Genomic DNA, 16989 nt, shown 5'->3' with positions numbered 1-16989 from the left:
AGTGACGGAACCATTATCAAGGCACTTTTGGAAATTGATGAAGGCATTTATTTTGAAGAGAACAAGGCCCTCAGTGAACACCTCCTTAAAAATAAAATAGTCCTCGACAAAACCATTAAGAAAATAGTTGTTTTATCGAAAACAGGCACCATCATCGCATCGACTGACCTTTCTGCTATTGGAAAAGACCTCTCGAAGGAAACTTTTTTTAAAAGAGGCCTCTTATCACCCTCTGTAACAGACACAACAACCCATCTGGGCGGGAAACCGTACATTGTTATTTCTACTCCCGTAAAAAATAGAGCGTCGGGAGAAGTCATAGGAATTCTCGCCAACTACCTCCTCCTTTCCGAACTCAATGAAATCCTCAAAAAAGTGTTCTTCATAAAACTGGGCGCGCTGTCGTCACACACGCATGATTACCGGACCTTTGACGCTTATATAGTTAACAGGGACAAGGTCATGATCACCGATTCAATTTTTATTGAAAGGGCGATTCTCAAGCAGCGTGTCGACACAAAACCCGTCAGGGCGTGCATTGAATCAGGAACTGAAGTGACAGGCTTTTACAGGGACTACAGGGGCGTCCCGGTGGGCGGAGCATCCATGTGCCTTACAATGACGGGATGGACCCTCATTGTGAAAATCGATGAAAAAGAAATCATGTCCCCCACAAAATATATGCTTCGCGACGCTATTATCGCCATGTTCATTCTCGGCGGAATTATCTTTGTCATGTTTATCTTTTTCAACCGGACCGTTGTTACTCCCATCAGGAGAATCGCCGACGCATCGAAAGAGCTTGCAAAGGGTAATTATGACATTAACATCCCCGTTAAAAGCAAGGACGAAATAGGCGCCCTGTCTGACGCATTTAATTACATGGTTTCAGAAATAAACAACACCGCCACAGCTTATATGAAGAGCGAAGCCAGCCTCAAAGTAGCCCAGCAGATAGCTCATATCGGAAACTGGGAATGGTATATAAACGATAACACCATAAGCTGGTCCGATGAAGCTTACCGGATCTTCGGCTATAAACCGGGGGAGATTGATCTTAACTACGAGGTTTTTCTTTCCCATGTCCATCCCGATGACGTGGACTATGTAAAAGAGGCCGTCAATGCCGCTATTGAAAGAAAGATACCTTATAAAATGAACCATCGTATTATAAGGAGAGACGAAAAGGAACGAACCGTTCAGGAGCAGGCGCAAGTCTATTTCGATAAAAAGGGTAATGTCTCGAAAATGATCGGGACCGTGCAGGATGTGACGGAAGAAAGACTGGCAGAAGAAAAAATACGAAAGAGCTACCAGTCTCAGCAGGCCATTACCTCCATACTCAAACTTTCCCTGCGGCCCCTTTCACTGGATGAACAGCTTAACAGATCTCTCGATGTCATTCTCTCCATGCCCTGGCTGGCTTACAAATCAAAGGGCTCCATTTACCTTGTGGGCAATGAACCAGACCTGCTGGAGCTTAAAGGCGGAAGAAACATTACGGAGGAACAAATCAAGCACTGCAGCAAAATTCCTTTCGGTAAATGCATCTGCGGCAGAGCTGCCGCCGAGGGAGAAACACTCTTTGTCTCCACCATTGACGAGAGGCATGACATCATTTATGAGGGGATGGAACCCCACGGTCACTATTGTGTTCCCATCAAATCGGGATCAAGGATTATGGGTATTATCAATGTCTATCTAAAAGAAGGACACATAGAAGACCGGTCGGAAAAGGAATTCCTCAGCGCCGCGGCAAATACGCTGGCCGGAATCATTGAACGCAAAGAAGCGGAACATGAACTGAAAAAACTTTCCGCAACCATTGAACACAGTATAAACATCGTTCTTATTACGGACGTTAACGGCAATATAGAGTATGTCAATAAAACCTTCGAGGAAATTACAGGGTACTCAAGAAATGAGGCCATCGGCCAGAACCCCCGCATTCTCTCTTCAGGCGAGTCTAATGAAACCGTCTATGAAGAATTATGGGATGCCATCCTCAGAGGAAATGTGTGGGAAGGAGAGCTTAAAAACAGGAGAAAGAACGGCCAGTACTTCTGGGTCAGATCTCTCATATCACCGATTAAGGACGAGTCCGGTAAAATCACCCATTTTCTTGCAATCCAGGCAGATATTACCGACAGGATCCAGTCACAGGAGATGGTTGAATACTTTGCAACTCACGATGAACTGACAGGCCTTGTCAACAGGCAAAGGTTCATGGACCTGCTGAAAGAGTGGATGTACACGGCAAAAAGCTTTGGTCACAAGGGAACACTTCTCATGGTTGATATTGACGAGTTTAAATACATTAACGATAATTTCGGCCATGTTACCGGTGATGATTACTTAAGGCGCACAGCAAACCTTCTTAACAAGCTGCTCCTCGACCTCGATGAAATGCATAAAGTCAGTCAGAGCAGTTTCATCTGCCGCGCAGGGGGTGATGAGTTTGTCATTTTCCTTCCCATGCGCGGCGAAAAAGAGGGCCTTGAAGCAGCAGAACTGATTAGAGGAAGCATCGGTGAATTTCGTATCGGAGAAATGCAGTTTTCCACAACGGCAAGTATCGGCATCGTCCTTTTTCCCGACCATGGTGAAGATATGAAGCAGCTTTTTTCAAAAGGTGATGCGGCCCTTTACAGGGCAAGGGAACTGGGATACAACAAATGTCACCTCTACAGCAGTGACGATAAATATCTTGAAGAAATTCACACCAGGGTCGACTGGAAAAGAAAAGTGGAAAAGGCCCTGTCGGAAGACCGTTTTGAACTCTGGTTCCAGCCCATTCTTAACCTGAAACAGGACGAAGTCCATCACTATGAAGTGCTCGTCAGAATGCGTGACGAAGGGGGTAAAATACTGCTTCCCGGCGCATTCATAAACGTAGCTGAAGAAGTGGGGCTCATCGGCCGGATAGACAGGATGGTCACTGAAAAGGCCATCAAACTCCAATCCAGGTTATTTGCAAAGGGAATGAAAATCACTCTTAGCGTCAACCTTTCCGGCAAAGACCTGGGCAATGAAATGATCTTTAACTTCCTGAAGGAAACCATTGAAGCCAAGGGAGCCGATCCGAGCCACCTTGTTTTTGAAATAACTGAAACAGCTGCCGTAAGAGACCTGAACCGCGCTGTAAAATTTATTAATGACCTGAAAAAACTGGGATGCAGGTTCTCACTCGATGACTTTGGCGTAGGATTTACCTCCTTTGTCTACCTGAGAGAAATGAACGTAGACTATATAAAAATTGACGGGTCCTTTATCAGAAACCTCCATAAAAACAAAAATGACCAGATCGTGGTTAAATCCATCACTGATGTGGCCAAAGGTATGGGCGTTAAAACAGTCGCCGAATTTGTCGAAAAGGAAGAAACACTGGAGCTTCTGAGAGCTTATGACGTCGATTATGCCCAGGGCTATCTCATCGGAAAACCGTCACCGAGGATAGAAAAGATTAAAAGGGGGTAGGTTTAATCTTTTAATTAATCTTTGAAATCCCCGTCTTTTGGGCGGGGTTAGAGTTAAAAGTGTAGCAAGCCGCGCGGTTTGGAACCAATTTACACGCCCTTTGGAACCAACAATGCATTTTTTAACATGATTTTAATCTGATTACCAGCTCTTGATAATCAGTTCCCTCCTGTTCACTGCCTTATCATTGCCTCCGACTGTATACTTAATTTTCACCGTATCCATACTCAACCCTTTAAAGGCTCTTCTCATTTCCGGGATATCGTTTACGCTGATGATCATCTTTCCTTTAATCGATCTGGCCATATCTGCCATTATGCTATATTCCTCAAGATTGAAGGCGACGCCATATCCTTCTGTGCCGTAATAAGGAGGGTCTAAATATGCAAGAGTGTGCTTGCGGTCATATTTAGAAATACACTTCTTCCAGTCCATACTTTCTATATGAACTCTGGCCAGCCTCAGCCATGCCTGGCTAAGGTCCTCTTCAATACGGAGAAGATTGAGACGTGGTTTACTAGTTGTTGCGGTGCCATAGGTCTGGCTATCTACCTTACCGCCAAATGCGAGTTTCTGGAGATAATAAAACCGGGCTGCACGTTGGATATCGGTGAGTGTTTCCGGCGGGGTGTCCTGGAGCCATTTAAAGATTTCCCTGTGAACCAGGGTCCATTTAAACTGTTTTATAAACTCATCTAAATGGTGTTTTAATACCCTGTAAAAACTGGCCAGTTCCAGGTTAATATCATTCAACACTTCCGACTGTGCCGGTTTTTTCATGAAAAACAATGCCGCAGCCCCACAAAAGGGTTCTACATAACATTCATGATCAGGAAAAAGGGGAAGAATTCTCTTTGCAAGTCGGCGTTTTCCGCCGATCCATGGAATAACAGGTTTTGACATAGCCGTGACCTCCTTATGTCATAGTTGATTTTAAAGGATAGCCCTGCTATGCTTTCTTCCGCCTACGTGGGTGGCGGACGGCAGCGGGTTATCCCGTCTGGTGTGTGCTGCACACCTGGTTTTCAGGGAGGCCATTCCCTGGATTGCTGTCCGTCTTTATTACATACTTAAAAGGTCTGTTTTTGTAGCAAGTCCCGGTAATACTCCTTGCGATCCCAATCGCGTCTGTGAATTATTTCCTGCATAATAAATCCTTTGCCTCTTCCTTCGAAATTCCCAGCTCATACTTGTCAGCAATAAACCCTGCAAAACGATCAACAAGACGCGCATAGTTTGCATCAGGATAATGCTTGAGCTGTTCTCTATACGCTTCCAGTTCATATTTAAGCCTATATTTTCTACTATATTTATTAAGGAGAGAATACAGCCCGAATGTCCGATACCACTGTTTGACATGGATAATCTCATGCTCCAGGAGACCCCTGTCATTACGGTGAGAGGGACGGATTTTGACTCTAAATCCCTCGGCATATCCGGTATGCTGCTCAGGGAGGTCGTCTGTGTATTCAATGGTGACGGGGAGGTATTTATATACAGTCATGTTTTTCATTTATTTCACCATTACTAGTCTGACAAAGAAACAGCTCTATAAGACACATCTTGGGCTGAAGAGTGATTGTTCCTTACTCTTACCTTTATATTCTCATTTGCCACCGGATCGGGAGGCCAACTCGGCATTGTTCCTCTCCCTTGAGTCATAGCCCAGAATCGTCCAAAAGTATCTTTGTAAGTGGCGCAAACACTAACATTTGAATTCACACTTCCTTGCACAGATAACATTATAGTTCCAAAGCAATGTGGGTAAGTGGCAGAAAATCCGAGCTCATCACCTGCCGCTAAAGAAAAAGCTGACCCATAAGTTTTATTAATAGAATTACATTTTTTTTTATCTGCTTTATCCATAAACCCGTGCGCTGTTTCAGTGGCCAGCGCATGCGCTGAGTCCCCTGATCCAACATGGCTCGATGGTGCCGCCCCGGCCTGCGCTGCCGTAACACCGTGGGGATTACCAGTATCACCTAAATGACTCGCCGGTGTATAATCATCGGTCATTACCAGCCAGTTTCCAGGAACGGTGGCAGGTTCGACCTGCAACATAAACGATCTCCCCAAGTCCATCCTTTTAGCCACGTCCCCGGTTTGCGCTGTTAATGCCAGCATTTCAGCTTCGGAATTAACAGGAAATATTTCCCCTATAGCCAGTGCAGGTATCGCTGCCGTTGGTATTTTAGCCCCACCATCAAGCGCCAGCAGCTTATTCGCCTCCGGCGTTGCCGAGGCATGAATCCCGTCAACCCTATCAACATCAGCCGCCAACAGTTCGGCATGTGTTACCGCATCTTCAGCCCTGAAGGTAACATCGATAGTAACCCCGATATTCCCGGTCACCGGCAATTTGACCAGGAACTTCTGAAAGACCGTTAAAAACCTTTCCTGAACAGGAACCTGGGCAATGGCCATTAAAGTTTTCGTTCCCACTCCGTCATCATGAACAATCCCGATGCCGTTTGAGAAAAAAGCGTCCGGTATATTTCCCTCGATCCAGCATTCAACGACAAGATAACCGTCAACATCGATGAATGAATTATGCACCGCCGCCCGGTATTGCTCTGCCGGAAAGGTGGCATGCGTCATCAGCGGGTCCAGGTTGAAAGCGGCCAGCCCGCCAATCAGCACAGATCCCGACATAATAAATTCATTAAGGTTTACCGTCTCAGCCGCTCCAAAGGCAGCATCGATAAGCGCGATCCCCTCATCAGTCCATATTCCGTCACTCATTTAAATCTCCTTTAAATTAACATTCAATATGTGTTGATACGACACAACCTAAACCCAGCGTTCCCACCACAGGATTGCTTGACAGGATTAATTCAGATAATTTCGACCTGGCCGGTTTAATCTCATTAATTACCCTGATAATATATTCAGCATAAGGATTACCGTCATAGGTATCACCGTACACCCTGAACTCTGCCCATCGTGCCTGATCGGTAAGGCCTATATTTTCAATGGCAGCGCCGGGAACTCCGATCTTTTCCAGCACATCTATCATGCCCGGCGTTGTGCCGCCCGCCTTCCAATAAAGGTAAGCGTAAACCACCCGGCTTAACCATGAAGTGTCACTCTCGTTTTGCCATCGATACAGCCCCCGGCTTCTGGCAAATTCTGCCAGATAGGCAGCATCCGCCTTTGACGAGAAAAACTGGTCTCTCAGCCACCTCATATCCTCGGCGGTATCATCGAGAACCTGAGCGCCGCCCTTTGCCATCTGTGCCAGCGGCCCTGAAAACCATACAAGCAAAAAGCGAAGTTTCTTTTTAAAATAATCCCAAAACATGATTACTCCTCCGTTGCCCATACAGCCGTAACAGTCAGGCTATTAAGTGTTGCGACCTCATTGGCCGCAATTGACGTATCAGCTACCGGCGCTGTAATATTAACCTTCTTGACGCCGTCGATCATGCCGCAGACGGTAATACGATCAAGCGGCAGATCATCACCGATATCGAGGGGTGTTATTTCGTTCCCCATGCTGCTGTAATCAAAGAGCATCCTGATCCGGCCATCGACTTCTGAAATAATGGTGCTTTCATCACCGGACACAAGCTCCAGTTCAACAGTAATATCCAGGGGAATCTCAGTCGGTCCGATTACGAGAGCGTCATCATTAATCGGTTTATTATTATCAATAACAGCCTGAACAGCGGCAATAAGTGTGGGCGTAGGTGCACCGGCAGTTCCCACAATAACAACGTCGACCGTCCCCTGTCCCCTGGGATGCTGGTCAACAATAGTTACTGAAGCCACACCCGTTACTGACCGCCCCCATGATTCATAGGCGTATTTTGTCGATCCGTTAATGTCTTTCCATGAAAGGTAATAACGCTCTCTCAGCGGCTCATCTTCCTCGGCATCGGCCCCCTCGGAAGTCAGCCAGTCAGCAGCATTATCAACGCCGTCGACGCCGGGCAGGGAGGTGACAATCTCCGTAATCTGGTTAACGGTCACGTTACTGCCGGAGCCATATTCCTCAGCTTCCACTTCGACATAGATCTCCGTCGTTCCATCGAGGAGCACGGCATCGGCGAGGGTAACAAAGCGGTAAACTTTACCGAGCGCATCGACTGGCGTTTTTACAACCGACCCGGCATCGATATTGACATTGCCCGTCGAGCCGGTCCGGTAAAATCTAACGTTTCCTTTTGCCTTTGTCTTAAGCAGTTTTTTTACGCCTACCCCATCACAATGCAGTACAAGCCAGGGACCGGTGGCCGTTGAGGGAAATGCCTGTTTCAGCAGTGTGGCCAGAAAGGCATAGAGTTGAAAAAGCCCCCATGCCCACAGCTCTATCATGCCACGTACTATACCCTTATTCAGGTTCAGCTTTGACGGCAACCAGCCTTCTTGTTGCACAGAGGATATCTTGTCGAAGAGGTCTTGCCTGACCTGGTCGAGCGTTTTACTAATCGGTATTGACATCGTTCATCACCCCTTCTATTTTTCCATCATCATTAATATTAATAACCAGGTTAAAGGGATGGTCCTCCGCAATGAGCCGGAACCCGGCGTCAACAGTAACACCCGATTCATCCCAGCTAATTACCCTTGCCGATACCGACCCAAAAACAACAGTCGGCTCCAGGGCAATCCGGCGCTTGATCTCAGCCGCCAGACCGTTGCGGTTTGCCTTTGTGTTTTCTTCCTGCACCCATTTATAGACTTCACTGCCATAGCCCGTATCATAAAAAAGGGAGCCCAGCGGCGTGGAGAGTCTGAGCAAGATATTTTGTATGGGCGTCTCAGTCCCTTCCGTCAAAACCGCTTCACCATTAGCGGCAATAACCGCCTGCATGGTGGAAAAATCGATTTTTATGTCCTGCCCATATAGATCGTTGAGATCATTATCATTCATGATATTACCCCTGTATGCTCCTCATCAGGAGCGCCTGAAGTTGTAGTAACGACTGCATTGGCCGTAAAATGATCCACCACGGCATTGGCTATAGCCTTCGCCAGTTGGGGAAATTTGGAATGCTCATTAGCCGTATCAAAACCTTGTGCCTGGATTTCCGTTATTATTGCAGCCTCCAGAACCGCTTTATTCAGCGCCATCGTTATTTACTCGCTTTCACGTCTGCCGACTTATCTGAAATAGGCAAGCCGTCAAGTTTACACAAACATTTGCCTGTTATTACGCCGTCCAGGAGCCCGCTCCCTCCATCGATACTGATTCCGGAATCATCGAGGACAATCTTTTGCGCGCCCCTGTCCAGCGTTATATCCCCCGTCGTTTTAACAGTCACATTTGCAGCTGCATCGATCTTGACAAATACCCCTGCTCCCTGCTGGATAATAAATTCTCCAATACCGCAGGCCGGGGCTCCCTGATTAAGCCACCTGAAATTTGAGATTCTCGGGTAGTTGGGGTCCCCGTCGTAATATTCCAGGTCACAATAAACCCCTGCGGCAGGTGGACAAATGACGCCCCTGTCAGGGCCTCCCCATATGACCGGTATTTCCACCATCTTTATAACGGGCTCTTTTTCATCGACGGAATTATCATTTCTAAGCGGCTGAACATCGGCATAGTACTGTCCATCACTGGCATAGGTTTTCTCGACACGGGCCTTTTTCACTACCCGGTAATAACTCCTTAGATCGGGCATAGCCAGTTCCACCACGCGCTTTAACAGTCTTTTAAGTTCCTCTTTACTCATTCCCGTATCCTATAAATGTGCGTGCCTTATCCGGCAGGATGATATGCTCCACCGTCTCAGCCCTGAAGCTGCCGTCAATGCCGCGCCTGGTATCCTTAAGTGAAAAAACCATGGAGTGAGAAAATCCCGGCAGCAGGAAAGTCTCCAGAAAGTTCAGCTCATTCATATAGAGCCCCGGCAAATGCTCAATAATATTCGCTCCAGTTTTAAAAACCGGTTCGCTTCCCGGCTCATCAAAATCCCCCCAGTTGACACCATCAACGCCCAACCAAAGCGCCCATTTAGTGAGGTCTTTACCGAACCCTTTTTCACAGGTCTCTTTGCATTGACTGGCTACTTGCCACACGGGAATAGACGAGGCCACAAAATGAGGAAAGACAGGACCGGGCTTTTCAATCGTTCCCAAGTCAAGGCCTGTTCGATTAATGGCATATTTTACGATTGCTTCAGGACTGTCATCTTTCCAGGCCTGGTTAATTATTGTTTCACTCAATACCCTCTCCGGACCGATTGCCTTTACACAGATCTGCCCCCTGCTAACCTGTTTTATATCTTTCACCGTACCTGTCCAGCTTCCCGCCGCCTCACTTCGATAACCATATTCAAGGTAGGCAACGTCATCTTCCTTCATACTTTGATACAGTTCACCGGCAGGATCAGGTAATGTAATCTCTGCATTATTCAAAGGCTCCCCTCGCTTCCCGCTTATTTTGAGTCTCGGGCAGCGGTGAAAGCTATAGTCACCTATGTTGATTAAGATCTTCATTAATCCACATCTAATTCCAGTACAGTTTCAGAAGCCTTAATATCTCCCGAGGGAGAGACAACCGGTGTTGAATCCGGTGCAGCAATCACCTGCTTTTCCAAAGGAACAACAGGCGGATCATCTTCAATAAAGTTCAGCATACAGACAATCACATCATCACTGTCGCTTTCATCGGAATTGAGTCCCGCAAAATAAACCGTATTAATTTCACGTGCCAGACAGTGTCGGTTAGTTACCGTATAAAGAACAGGATTCGCCGTGTTATTATCAGTTAATTTAAAGAGCCCATTTATCTGTAGCAGCTTGTCATAACAGTCCGACTCCTCATCGGTAAGCAGCTCGATAGTCAGGGAAATGTCACTGTCATCCCAGCCCATAAACTTCTTTATCTTGCCGCTTGCTCCATCTGCCTCGGCCATGTCAAACTGTACTCTTCCCCGGATAGAAAGCCGTTTCAAAATACCCGGCAATTCAATGCCGGAAAGCTTTACTATCCCATCATCAAAGCTTATTTCAGGCATCAAATCCCTCCACAAGTTTCTTTAAATCTCTCACAAACCCTTCCCCGTCACTGACAGAGGGCAGGCTAATATGCATATTTTCAATAATGATCTTTTTGCCGCCATCCTTCTCCCGGACAACTTCTTTACTGACATCAGGTGACCTATCAGAACCGGCACCGGGAATATCCGATGCCGGGGCAAGATCAGGCACAGCCACGGAAAGCGCAATCCCGGCCATACCGGCAGCGGCGGCATTCCTGATGGTATTCTGATTTTTCACCATACCGGCAGCAAGCGTATCCATGACGGCCATACCCGAGGCCGTAAGCTGAGAAAGGGGGCCGACTTTAGCATCGGAAAAAGGCAGGTAATTCCTGACCTTTGCCAAAACCCCTTTCACGGCGTCCACAGGCCCCGACAGTTTTGCCTTAATCCCTTCGGAAAAGGTACTCATTAACCTGGCTCCCGACTCATAAAGGTTGATCCCGCTAACGGCTTCCTTTACTTTCATAAAGGCGTCAGGCAGGGCCGTCGCAATTTTCCCGACAGCGCCGAGAAGGCCTTTTGCTATGGTCCACAAAACGTTAAAAGCAGGTTCCACAGTTCCCCATATTATGGCTGTCACCGTTCCCAGCGCCTCGCCCAGTCCGACAAACAACCGCGCTCCGGAACCGACCAGCCAGAGGAGTCCCTGGAGCGGGTAGAGCATGATCCGTATTCCCCAGGCAATCAGTCTCAGCCCTGATCCGGCAACCATACCGAGTACCTCTCCGAATGTGCGCCAGCTGCTGCTCTTTGTTGCTGCCGACGCCCCAATGAGCCCACCCGTCAGGCTTGTTAAAATAGCGTAGAAAGGATCAAGGGCCGATATAAGAGAATCAACAACAGGCATGAAAATATGGTCGATCCCCGACGCTGTAAAGACAAAACTCTCCCATAATCCACCGAGGAACTGCTGCACCCGGTAAACAACACGGCCCACCGTCGTTACCAGTCCCACCAGGCCCGCAGCCTGGATATCTTCAGCCAGCTGTCCGCTGATAGTGCCGTGGCCATTGACTAAGGTTCTAAAGAGCGCGATAACGCCCCTGACCACAAGTGAGGCCTTTTTGTAGAAACCGGCAATGCTGTCGGCCATGCCGCCAAAGTTACGGCGCCAGGCAATATAAAGAAGAGTCGCAGCGCCCATAACGGCCCAGAGGGGCCAGCTGATCATTGCCACAGTTCCCGCCAGCCAGGTCATAACAAAACCCAAACCCGCTCCGGCTGCTGAAAGGGCCGTCACACCGACGACGGCGGCAGCGATTCCGGCGGCGACGGAAAGGACTGTTTTTACCAATTCCTTATTTCTGCCTATCCATCCCATAATCAACATGAGAACACCGCTGATTACGCCTATGATTTTATTAAGCGTCGGTGCAAACATACTGCCGATCATCTCGACCAGGTTACGAACTCTCTGGCGTCCCGTGTCGATAGTAGCGCCAAGGTCCTTATTCATGGTTTGCGCCATGGCCAGGGTAAAGCCTTTTCCCTTTTGCAGCGCTCCGCCAAGGGAGTTGATGTTGTCTCTCAGCGCACCCGTCTTGCTGTAGAGCAGATCGATGACGGCCACCGCTTCTTCCCTGCCGAAGGCCTTCTGGATATCGACTTTTTCAGCGGCGTCCAGCGTCTCGCCGAATTTCGATTTTAAAACATCGAGAACGGCAGGCAGGGATTTAACCTGCTTGTTTGCATCGAGGAAGTTCAGCCCCAACTGATCACCGGCTTTGGCCGTCGACATAATAAAGGCCTTGTACTTGGTGCCCGCTTCAGAGCCGGTCATAGTGGCCTGAAGCATTCCCATAACCGCCAGTTGTTCCTGTAGCGGCACGGTGGCCTTCGTTGCCGTCGCTCCTAATGTTGATATGGCCTGCGACATCCCTGAGCCCGTCGTTTTAAATTGCTGGACACTGGCGGCAATCCCGGCGCTGAAGAGTTCCCCGAACTGGAAGTCATTCAGCCTGGCGTATTGCTCCTTATAGATCCCGTAACCGGTAGCAAAGAGACTGGTCATCTCGTTGACCGTTGACTTTGTCGCCTTGCCCGTCATTGCCGCAAGCTTGGTAAACCCGGCCACCCCTTCGTCAGAGAGCGACGCGATCCCGCTCTTGATGTCATAAGAGGCAGAGAGAAAATCAACCTTTGACGTACCGGCAAATTGATTGGAGAAATCGGAGGCGGCGGACTCCAGGGCCTGCATATCGGTAATACCGACAGAGGCCAGTTCACCCAGCGCCCGGCCCGTGGGGATGGTTGTCAGCGCCACACCGCCCAGCACGGCAAGAAAAGCACCGCCAACAGCCGCCGCCTTCGCCATTTTCAGGGTAAAATTGGCAAGCGACGCCGTTACAGAGCGCGTCTTATTTTCAACGTCACCCATGCGCCCCTTGATAAATCTTAAGGGACCGCTGATCTTGTCGACCAGTGACATAATCGACGCAACTTTAAACGCTACACCATTCATCACACTCCACCAATTAACCCTGACATTATCTTTGCCAGGCTTTTAAAAAAACGCTCTTCCAACCACAGTGCCTTTGCCGCCTGTTCCGTAAACCCGTCCATATCATCATCAGGCGATTCCTTGAGCCAGCAACTGATGAGGGAGGAGTACTGCCCGATTTCAGACAGTTCCTCCTTATGGCGGGCAATTACTTTCCCAGGCTGCCGAAACCCATGCGCTCATAAATCTCGTTGGCAAAACTCATGGACAAACCGGGATACTCTTTAACGGCCTCATTAAAATTATCCTTTTGCTCAGGATCGATAAGCGTAAGACAGAGATTTTTAAAGGCCCTTGCAGGGTTCTTTTGTGACTCCTTATTAGACCGGTCCAGTTCTGCCGGTCTGGGCTTACGGAAACGGAAGGAAAAAGTAACTTCCTCATCGCTAAAATCCGTAAACTCCGACTTAAATTCCTTATATTGCACTTCAGTCCCTTCCTGCCGTCCATCCTTTTTCATAATCGAACCTCTCAGTTAAAAGTTATTAAACGGCGTCTATACCGTTCCACTTGATAGGGGATAGGATCTCGAAATCAAACTTTTCTTTCCCCACATTGGCTTCATCCTGCTTTGCCCCCGTATCGGACTTGGTTATCTTTACATCGGGCAAAACATCCGCCATGGTCGGCTGATCATCATTGCTATAGCTGACAATAATAGGGAAAGGAACGGCCTTATAAACGGAACCTCCCAGCAACAAGCGAAGCCTGGCCGCTTCGTCTTTATCGAGCGTCATGCTCCCTGATGCCTTATAGTTTTTTCTGCCATAGCCTCGTGCTGTAGAGCCTTTTCCATATCTCCCCTCGATGCCTTGCTCATCGGTATAGCTGATTTCCTCGACACCGATGGCCACACCGGATGGAAGAACGATCTCCACCGATTCCCAGTCGTATAAATTTCCGTTAATACTCATTTAAAACCTCCTTATTTCAATCTCGGATCAAAACCCGATCCGGCATATTTATAGCTGGCAAAGAGCTTGATGTTCCTGATAATGGGGATACCGATAAAATCCATCTCCACAGCCACCCCGTTATTGACAATATCCTGTCCGTCAGGAATGATGACGACATGAGCCGCCATCTCCTGCGGCACGGCGGCAACCATCGTATTCAGGCCATTCTCTATTTTTGCCTTCAGGAAGTTGAGCCCGCTTGCACCGCCCTCGGACAGGGGATCACCGGCCTCGTCATACATGGAACCCAGCGCTGCAATTCGGGCCTTCCTGACTCCCTTGAATACGGTCCTTAAGACTTCGATATATTGATAATCGGAAGTCACATCAGCCAGCGTCTTTGCATCACCCCAGTAGACCGAACTTAGCCCGGCATAATGCTTGGCCGTTACATACCCGGCCCCCTCCAGCGTCTGCTGATGTGCCGAACTAAAGCTATCCGGTAAAGCCCCCTGGGAAATTCCGGCATCCCTTACCCTGCCAATGGCCCGCATAACAGGGATAGAGAGCAATCTCCCGGCCAGAAGACCGGCCCAGTTCCTTGTAATCCTTTTGCCGGTCCTGTCCGTCACTTCTCCATAAGCGGCGCAAACACTGACAAAGCGATGAGAGTAGCTTGCTTTTTCAGCCACCATTGCCGCCGTCCATTCGTCGATGGTTTCACCGTCCCAGGGCAACCGGCTTTCACAGATAAAGAAGGTCGGTCTGTGAAGGTTCCAGAGTTCATCAGCCTTAACGCCCATGGCCGCCCAGTCGACAGAATCAGACGGCCCGACCACATAGATAAATTCCACGTCATAGAGGCTAAGCGGCGTCTCAAGGGCCGTCATCACATCTGTAATGGAAGGCACAGGCGCATTGAGCGTAAAGTCATAAGTATCACCGGCAACCATATCGACGGCGTCGGGAACGGTAATAGTGACGCCCGTACTGCCGATTAAAACAAGCCCGTCAACAGGGATCGTCTTTTCAGCGCCGTAGCTGTCTCCTCCGTCTTCACTGAGTTTATATGTTCCCACATTCCTTGCGCCGCCCTTGACGATCTGCAAGAGAACGCTCGCCGCCGCCTTCACCGTTCCTGCCGCTGTAACATCCGGCCCGGTGCCTGTCTTTGTAACAGGACCGATGGCCGTCCGCACATTAAAGGTGAATTGATCAGCCGCTACCTGGTCCGAACCGCCGCCCAGGGTAATCGTTACGCCCGTCGCTCCAACGGCAATCTGGCCATCGGCAGGCGTCGCTGTATCAGCACTGAAATTCTGCCCGCCGTCTTCACTGAGCTTGTAGGTAGCTACACCCAGGGCTCCGCCAAGGACAATCTCGACAACAACATCGGCATTACCGGCAGGCACACCGGAAAGCGAAGCTTCAGGACCTGTGCCGGTATGCTCCAGGGCGGTAATATAACCGCCATCCTGACCCGCTACGGGAACGGCAATAACAACGGGATTCTGACCGCCTGCGGCAAAAACATCCATTACCCTGTCAACAAGCGGGCCAACCCCGAGGATACCCTCAAGGTCCGATGATTTACCGAGCAGATATCCCTTGCCCACATCTCCCAGTGAGCAAACACCGCAAACGATGGCGGCTCCCTCGACGCCTCCCGGCGCAAGTCCGGAAGTGCCGTCAACCAAATATTCAAAAACGTCTCCCATTTCTTACCTCCTTAAATCCTTTATTTACAATTCTTAATCCCCCACTTTAGTAAAGGGGGCCAGGGGGGATTTGGCATATACTCAGAAAATCCCCCTCAATCCCCCTTTTTCAAAGGGGGAGGTTTTTATAACTTTCCCGATCCCTGACGGCGGCACCTAAACCTTTCAAGGGCATCATCAAACTCCGATGCTTTTACCTGCTTTCCTTCCAGCCAGCCAGTTGCATGCCGAAGGGCAGCAAGTTCCCATCTTTGCAAACTCTTTTCCGCCGCCAGATCTTCAACGGCCTTCAAAGGCTCTTTAACCGGCTTTTTAACGGGCTTCTGCACCGACTTTCCCTTCTCATCTTTTCCCTTTGCCATAGTTTTCCTCCTTATTTATAGTTAATACCGTCAACCAGGTTAATACTCTTTACATAAGGGACTTCTACATCTTCATAAAGCCCCCCTTTAACTGTTATCCAAACCGGTATGCGCCTTTCGGAAAGGCGTCAATTGCCCTGTATTCATAACCGCCCGTAGCGGCGCGCTCGGGCCTGACCGTTACCAGGTTATTCCCGGCATCAACGGTCTTGCCCGGCAGGGCCTGCATAAATGCCACAAAAAAGCTTTCCACGTAATCAGCGCTATCTCCGATAATCTCGACCCGCGCCTTGACGGTAATGTCATGGGTAATATAGCGGTGAACGACATAATCGGGATCAGCCGCGGGAAGTTTGCAAAAGAGCCGTTTATTACGCTTAACGTCCTGATCCGGCGTTTCAAATTCAAGCCTGGGCAGAGGATGAAGGGCGCTGGCTTTATCAGGCTTTTCCATGACATTTGCTACCGGCATACCTGCCGCACTCGCAGCCGTTTCAACTATCGATTTGGCAAGCGCTCTCATTTACCACCAAAGATCTTTTTCTGATAATTAGCCGTCATGTCTTTTATCTCCTCCAGATCATCATCGCTAAAACCTACAGCGGGCCTTGCAGGCATAACTACCTTTTCAACAAAGACCGGCTTTCCGTCCCTTCCCGGAAAGACCAGGAATTTTCCTTTCTTGGGTGTAATCTCCCCGCCGAAATGATGAATGGCCGCACGTTCGTCATTTGTTCCTATGGCCACCTCTGTTGCCGTCGCCTCATACGTATGGGAATTCTTCAGCTTTGCCGTTTTGGTAAGCGTCTGGCCCCCTTCATCTTCCGCTCTGCCCGATTTTTCCCAGGCCTCACCGTCAGGGCCTTCCTCATCTTTAAAGCGCCGGCGGATGGAAGAAACGCCCATCTCACCTATGGCAGCGGTGAGTTTATGCGTTTCCTTCAGGCCTTTAAAGACAGATCCCGTCATTTTATTAAATTCGCTCAAATCCATTTTCATCGATGATCCGGCCATTTTAAAATCTCCATCCTGTCTGTCGCA

At 48.8% G+C, this 16989-nt stretch carries 18 protein-coding genes; 1 reads left to right on the top strand and 17 read right to left on the bottom strand.

From position 1 onward, the window contains the following. The coding region (locus OEV42_14800; GenBank protein MDH3975544.1) for an EAL domain-containing protein at positions 1-3477 on the top strand (3477 nt) is incomplete at its 5' end. A 141-nt stretch (positions 3478-3618) separates the two neighbouring features. On the opposite strand, the gene OEV42_14795 is transcribed toward OEV42_14800, so the two are convergent. From OEV42_14795 to OEV42_14715, 17 genes are all read right to left on the bottom strand, one after another. Continuing rightward, positions 3619-4380, bottom strand: a complete 762-nt coding sequence (locus OEV42_14795) for a DNA adenine methylase (GenBank protein MDH3975543.1) — start codon at positions 4378-4380, stop codon at positions 3619-3621. Between the two features lie 232 nt (positions 4381-4612). Continuing rightward, positions 4613-4990 carry a hypothetical protein gene (locus OEV42_14790; GenBank protein MDH3975542.1) on the bottom strand — a complete coding sequence of 126 codons (378 nt, stop codon included), beginning with the start codon at positions 4988-4990 and terminating at the stop codon, positions 4613-4615. Between the two features lie 14 nt (positions 4991-5004). Beyond that, a complete protein-coding gene (locus OEV42_14785) occupies positions 5005-6219 on the bottom strand; it encodes a phage tail protein (protein MDH3975541.1) in 1215 nt (404 codons plus the stop codon). A gap of 16 nt (positions 6220-6235) precedes the next feature. After that, positions 6236-6778 carry a hypothetical protein gene (locus OEV42_14780; protein ID MDH3975540.1) on the bottom strand — a complete coding sequence of 181 codons (543 nt, stop codon included), beginning with the start codon at positions 6776-6778 and terminating at the stop codon, positions 6236-6238. A gap of 2 nt (positions 6779-6780) precedes the next feature. Then, positions 6781-7920, bottom strand: coding sequence for a baseplate J/gp47 family protein (locus tag OEV42_14775; protein MDH3975539.1), 1140 nt, complete (start codon positions 7918-7920; stop codon positions 6781-6783). Then, positions 7904-8353: a DUF2634 domain-containing protein gene (locus OEV42_14770; protein ID MDH3975538.1), complete on the bottom strand. Its 450-nt coding sequence runs from the start codon at positions 8351-8353 to the stop codon at positions 7904-7906. Before OEV42_14770 ends, OEV42_14775 begins: the two co-directional genes overlap by 17 nt. Further along, positions 8350-8553 carry a hypothetical protein gene (locus tag OEV42_14765; protein MDH3975537.1) on the bottom strand — a complete coding sequence of 68 codons (204 nt, stop codon included), beginning with the start codon at positions 8551-8553 and terminating at the stop codon, positions 8350-8352. Before OEV42_14765 ends, OEV42_14770 begins: the two co-directional genes overlap by 4 nt. Before the next feature lie 2 nt (positions 8554-8555). Then, positions 8556-9158 carry a baseplate assembly protein gene (locus OEV42_14760; GenBank protein ID MDH3975536.1) on the bottom strand — a complete coding sequence of 201 codons (603 nt, stop codon included), beginning with the start codon at positions 9156-9158 and terminating at the stop codon, positions 8556-8558. Further along, the gene (locus OEV42_14755; GenBank protein MDH3975535.1) at positions 9151-9924 is read right to left on the bottom strand and encodes a hypothetical protein; all 774 of its coding nucleotides are present in this window, start codon (positions 9922-9924) and stop codon (positions 9151-9153) included. Before OEV42_14755 ends, OEV42_14760 begins: the two co-directional genes overlap by 8 nt. Continuing rightward, complete coding sequence (locus OEV42_14750; protein MDH3975534.1) at positions 9924-10445, bottom strand: hypothetical protein; 522 nt, start codon at positions 10443-10445, stop codon at positions 9924-9926. Before OEV42_14750 ends, OEV42_14755 begins: the two co-directional genes overlap by 1 nt. Continuing rightward, a complete protein-coding gene (locus tag OEV42_14745; protein ID MDH3975533.1) occupies positions 10438-12933 on the bottom strand; it encodes a phage tail tape measure protein in 2496 nt (831 codons plus the stop codon). The genes OEV42_14750 and OEV42_14745 overlap by 8 nt, the downstream gene beginning before the upstream one ends. Positions 12934-13120: 187 nt before the next feature. Continuing rightward, complete coding sequence (locus OEV42_14740) at positions 13121-13432, bottom strand: hypothetical protein (protein ID MDH3975532.1); 312 nt, start codon at positions 13430-13432, stop codon at positions 13121-13123. Positions 13433-13457: 25 nt separating this feature from the next. Then, the gene (locus OEV42_14735; GenBank protein MDH3975531.1) at positions 13458-13886 is read right to left on the bottom strand and encodes a hypothetical protein; all 429 of its coding nucleotides are present in this window, start codon (positions 13884-13886) and stop codon (positions 13458-13460) included. A gap of 11 nt (positions 13887-13897) precedes the next feature. Beyond that, the gene (locus tag OEV42_14730) at positions 13898-15586 is read right to left on the bottom strand and encodes a DUF2586 domain-containing protein (GenBank protein ID MDH3975530.1); all 1689 of its coding nucleotides are present in this window, start codon (positions 15584-15586) and stop codon (positions 13898-13900) included. 125 nt (positions 15587-15711) lie between these two features. After that, positions 15712-15948 (bottom strand): hypothetical protein, encoded by a 237-nt coding sequence (locus OEV42_14725; GenBank protein ID MDH3975529.1) that lies wholly within the window; start codon positions 15946-15948, stop codon positions 15712-15714. 94 nt (positions 15949-16042) lie between these two features. After that, positions 16043-16471, bottom strand: a complete 429-nt coding sequence (locus OEV42_14720) for a hypothetical protein (GenBank protein MDH3975528.1) — start codon at positions 16469-16471, stop codon at positions 16043-16045. After that, the gene (locus OEV42_14715; protein ID MDH3975527.1) at positions 16468-16962 is read right to left on the bottom strand and encodes a phage virion morphogenesis protein; all 495 of its coding nucleotides are present in this window, start codon (positions 16960-16962) and stop codon (positions 16468-16470) included. The genes OEV42_14720 and OEV42_14715 overlap by 4 nt, the downstream gene beginning before the upstream one ends. Positions 16963-16989 lie beyond the last annotated feature (27 nt).

The organism is Deltaproteobacteria bacterium (assembly GCA_029860075.1).
In the GTDB taxonomy this organism is placed as follows: Bacteria; Desulfobacterota; JADFVX01; order JADFVX01; family JADFVX01; genus JAOUBX01.
The sequence above is the reverse complement of the archived record's forward strand: the minus strand, read 5'-3'. Positions and strand labels throughout refer to the sequence as shown.

Bases quoted from the DNA above. Each gene is read 5' to 3' on its own strand.
- OEV42_14770 (MDH3975538.1), bottom strand. From the start codon at position 8,353: ATGAATGATAATGATCTCAACGATCTATATGGGCAGGACATAAAAATC.
- OEV42_14795 (MDH3975543.1), bottom strand. From the start codon at position 4,380: ATGTCAAAACCTGTTATTCCATGGATCGGCGGAAAACGCCGACTTGCA.
- OEV42_14780 (MDH3975540.1), bottom strand. From the start codon at position 6,778: ATGTTTTGGGATTATTTTAAAAAGAAACTTCGCTTTTTGCTTGTATGG.
- OEV42_14765 (MDH3975537.1), bottom strand. From the start codon at position 8,553: ATGGCGCTGAATAAAGCGGTTCTGGAGGCTGCAATAATAACGGAAATC.
- OEV42_14725 (MDH3975529.1), bottom strand. From the start codon at position 15,948: ATGGCAAAGGGAAAAGATGAGAAGGGAAAGTCGGTGCAGAAGCCCGTT.
- OEV42_14790 (MDH3975542.1), bottom strand. From the start codon at position 4,990: ATGAAAAACATGACTGTATATAAATACCTCCCCGTCACCATTGAATAC.
- OEV42_14730 (MDH3975530.1), bottom strand. From the start codon at position 15,586: ATGGGAGACGTTTTTGAATATTTGGTTGACGGCACTTCCGGACTTGCG.
- OEV42_14745 (MDH3975533.1), bottom strand. From the start codon at position 12,933: ATGAATGGTGTAGCGTTTAAAGTTGCGTCGATTATGTCACTGGTCGAC.
- OEV42_14715 (MDH3975527.1), bottom strand. From the start codon at position 16,962: ATGGCCGGATCATCGATGAAAATGGATTTGAGCGAATTTAATAAAATG.
- OEV42_14735 (MDH3975531.1), bottom strand. From the start codon at position 13,886: ATGAGTATTAACGGAAATTTATACGACTGGGAATCGGTGGAGATCGTT.
- OEV42_14740 (MDH3975532.1), bottom strand. From the start codon at position 13,432: ATGAAAAAGGATGGACGGCAGGAAGGGACTGAAGTGCAATATAAGGAA.
- OEV42_14760 (MDH3975536.1), bottom strand. From the start codon at position 9,158: ATGAGTAAAGAGGAACTTAAAAGACTGTTAAAGCGCGTGGTGGAACTG.
- OEV42_14750 (MDH3975534.1), bottom strand. From the start codon at position 10,445: ATGCCTGAAATAAGCTTTGATGATGGGATAGTAAAGCTTTCCGGCATT.
- OEV42_14775 (MDH3975539.1), bottom strand. From the start codon at position 7,920: ATGTCAATACCGATTAGTAAAACGCTCGACCAGGTCAGGCAAGACCTC.
- OEV42_14785 (MDH3975541.1), bottom strand. From the start codon at position 6,219: ATGAGTGACGGAATATGGACTGATGAGGGGATCGCGCTTATCGATGCT.
- OEV42_14755 (MDH3975535.1), bottom strand. From the start codon at position 9,924: ATGAAGATCTTAATCAACATAGGTGACTATAGCTTTCACCGCTGCCCG.
- OEV42_14720 (MDH3975528.1), bottom strand. From the start codon at position 16,471: ATGAGAGCGCTTGCCAAATCGATAGTTGAAACGGCTGCGAGTGCGGCA.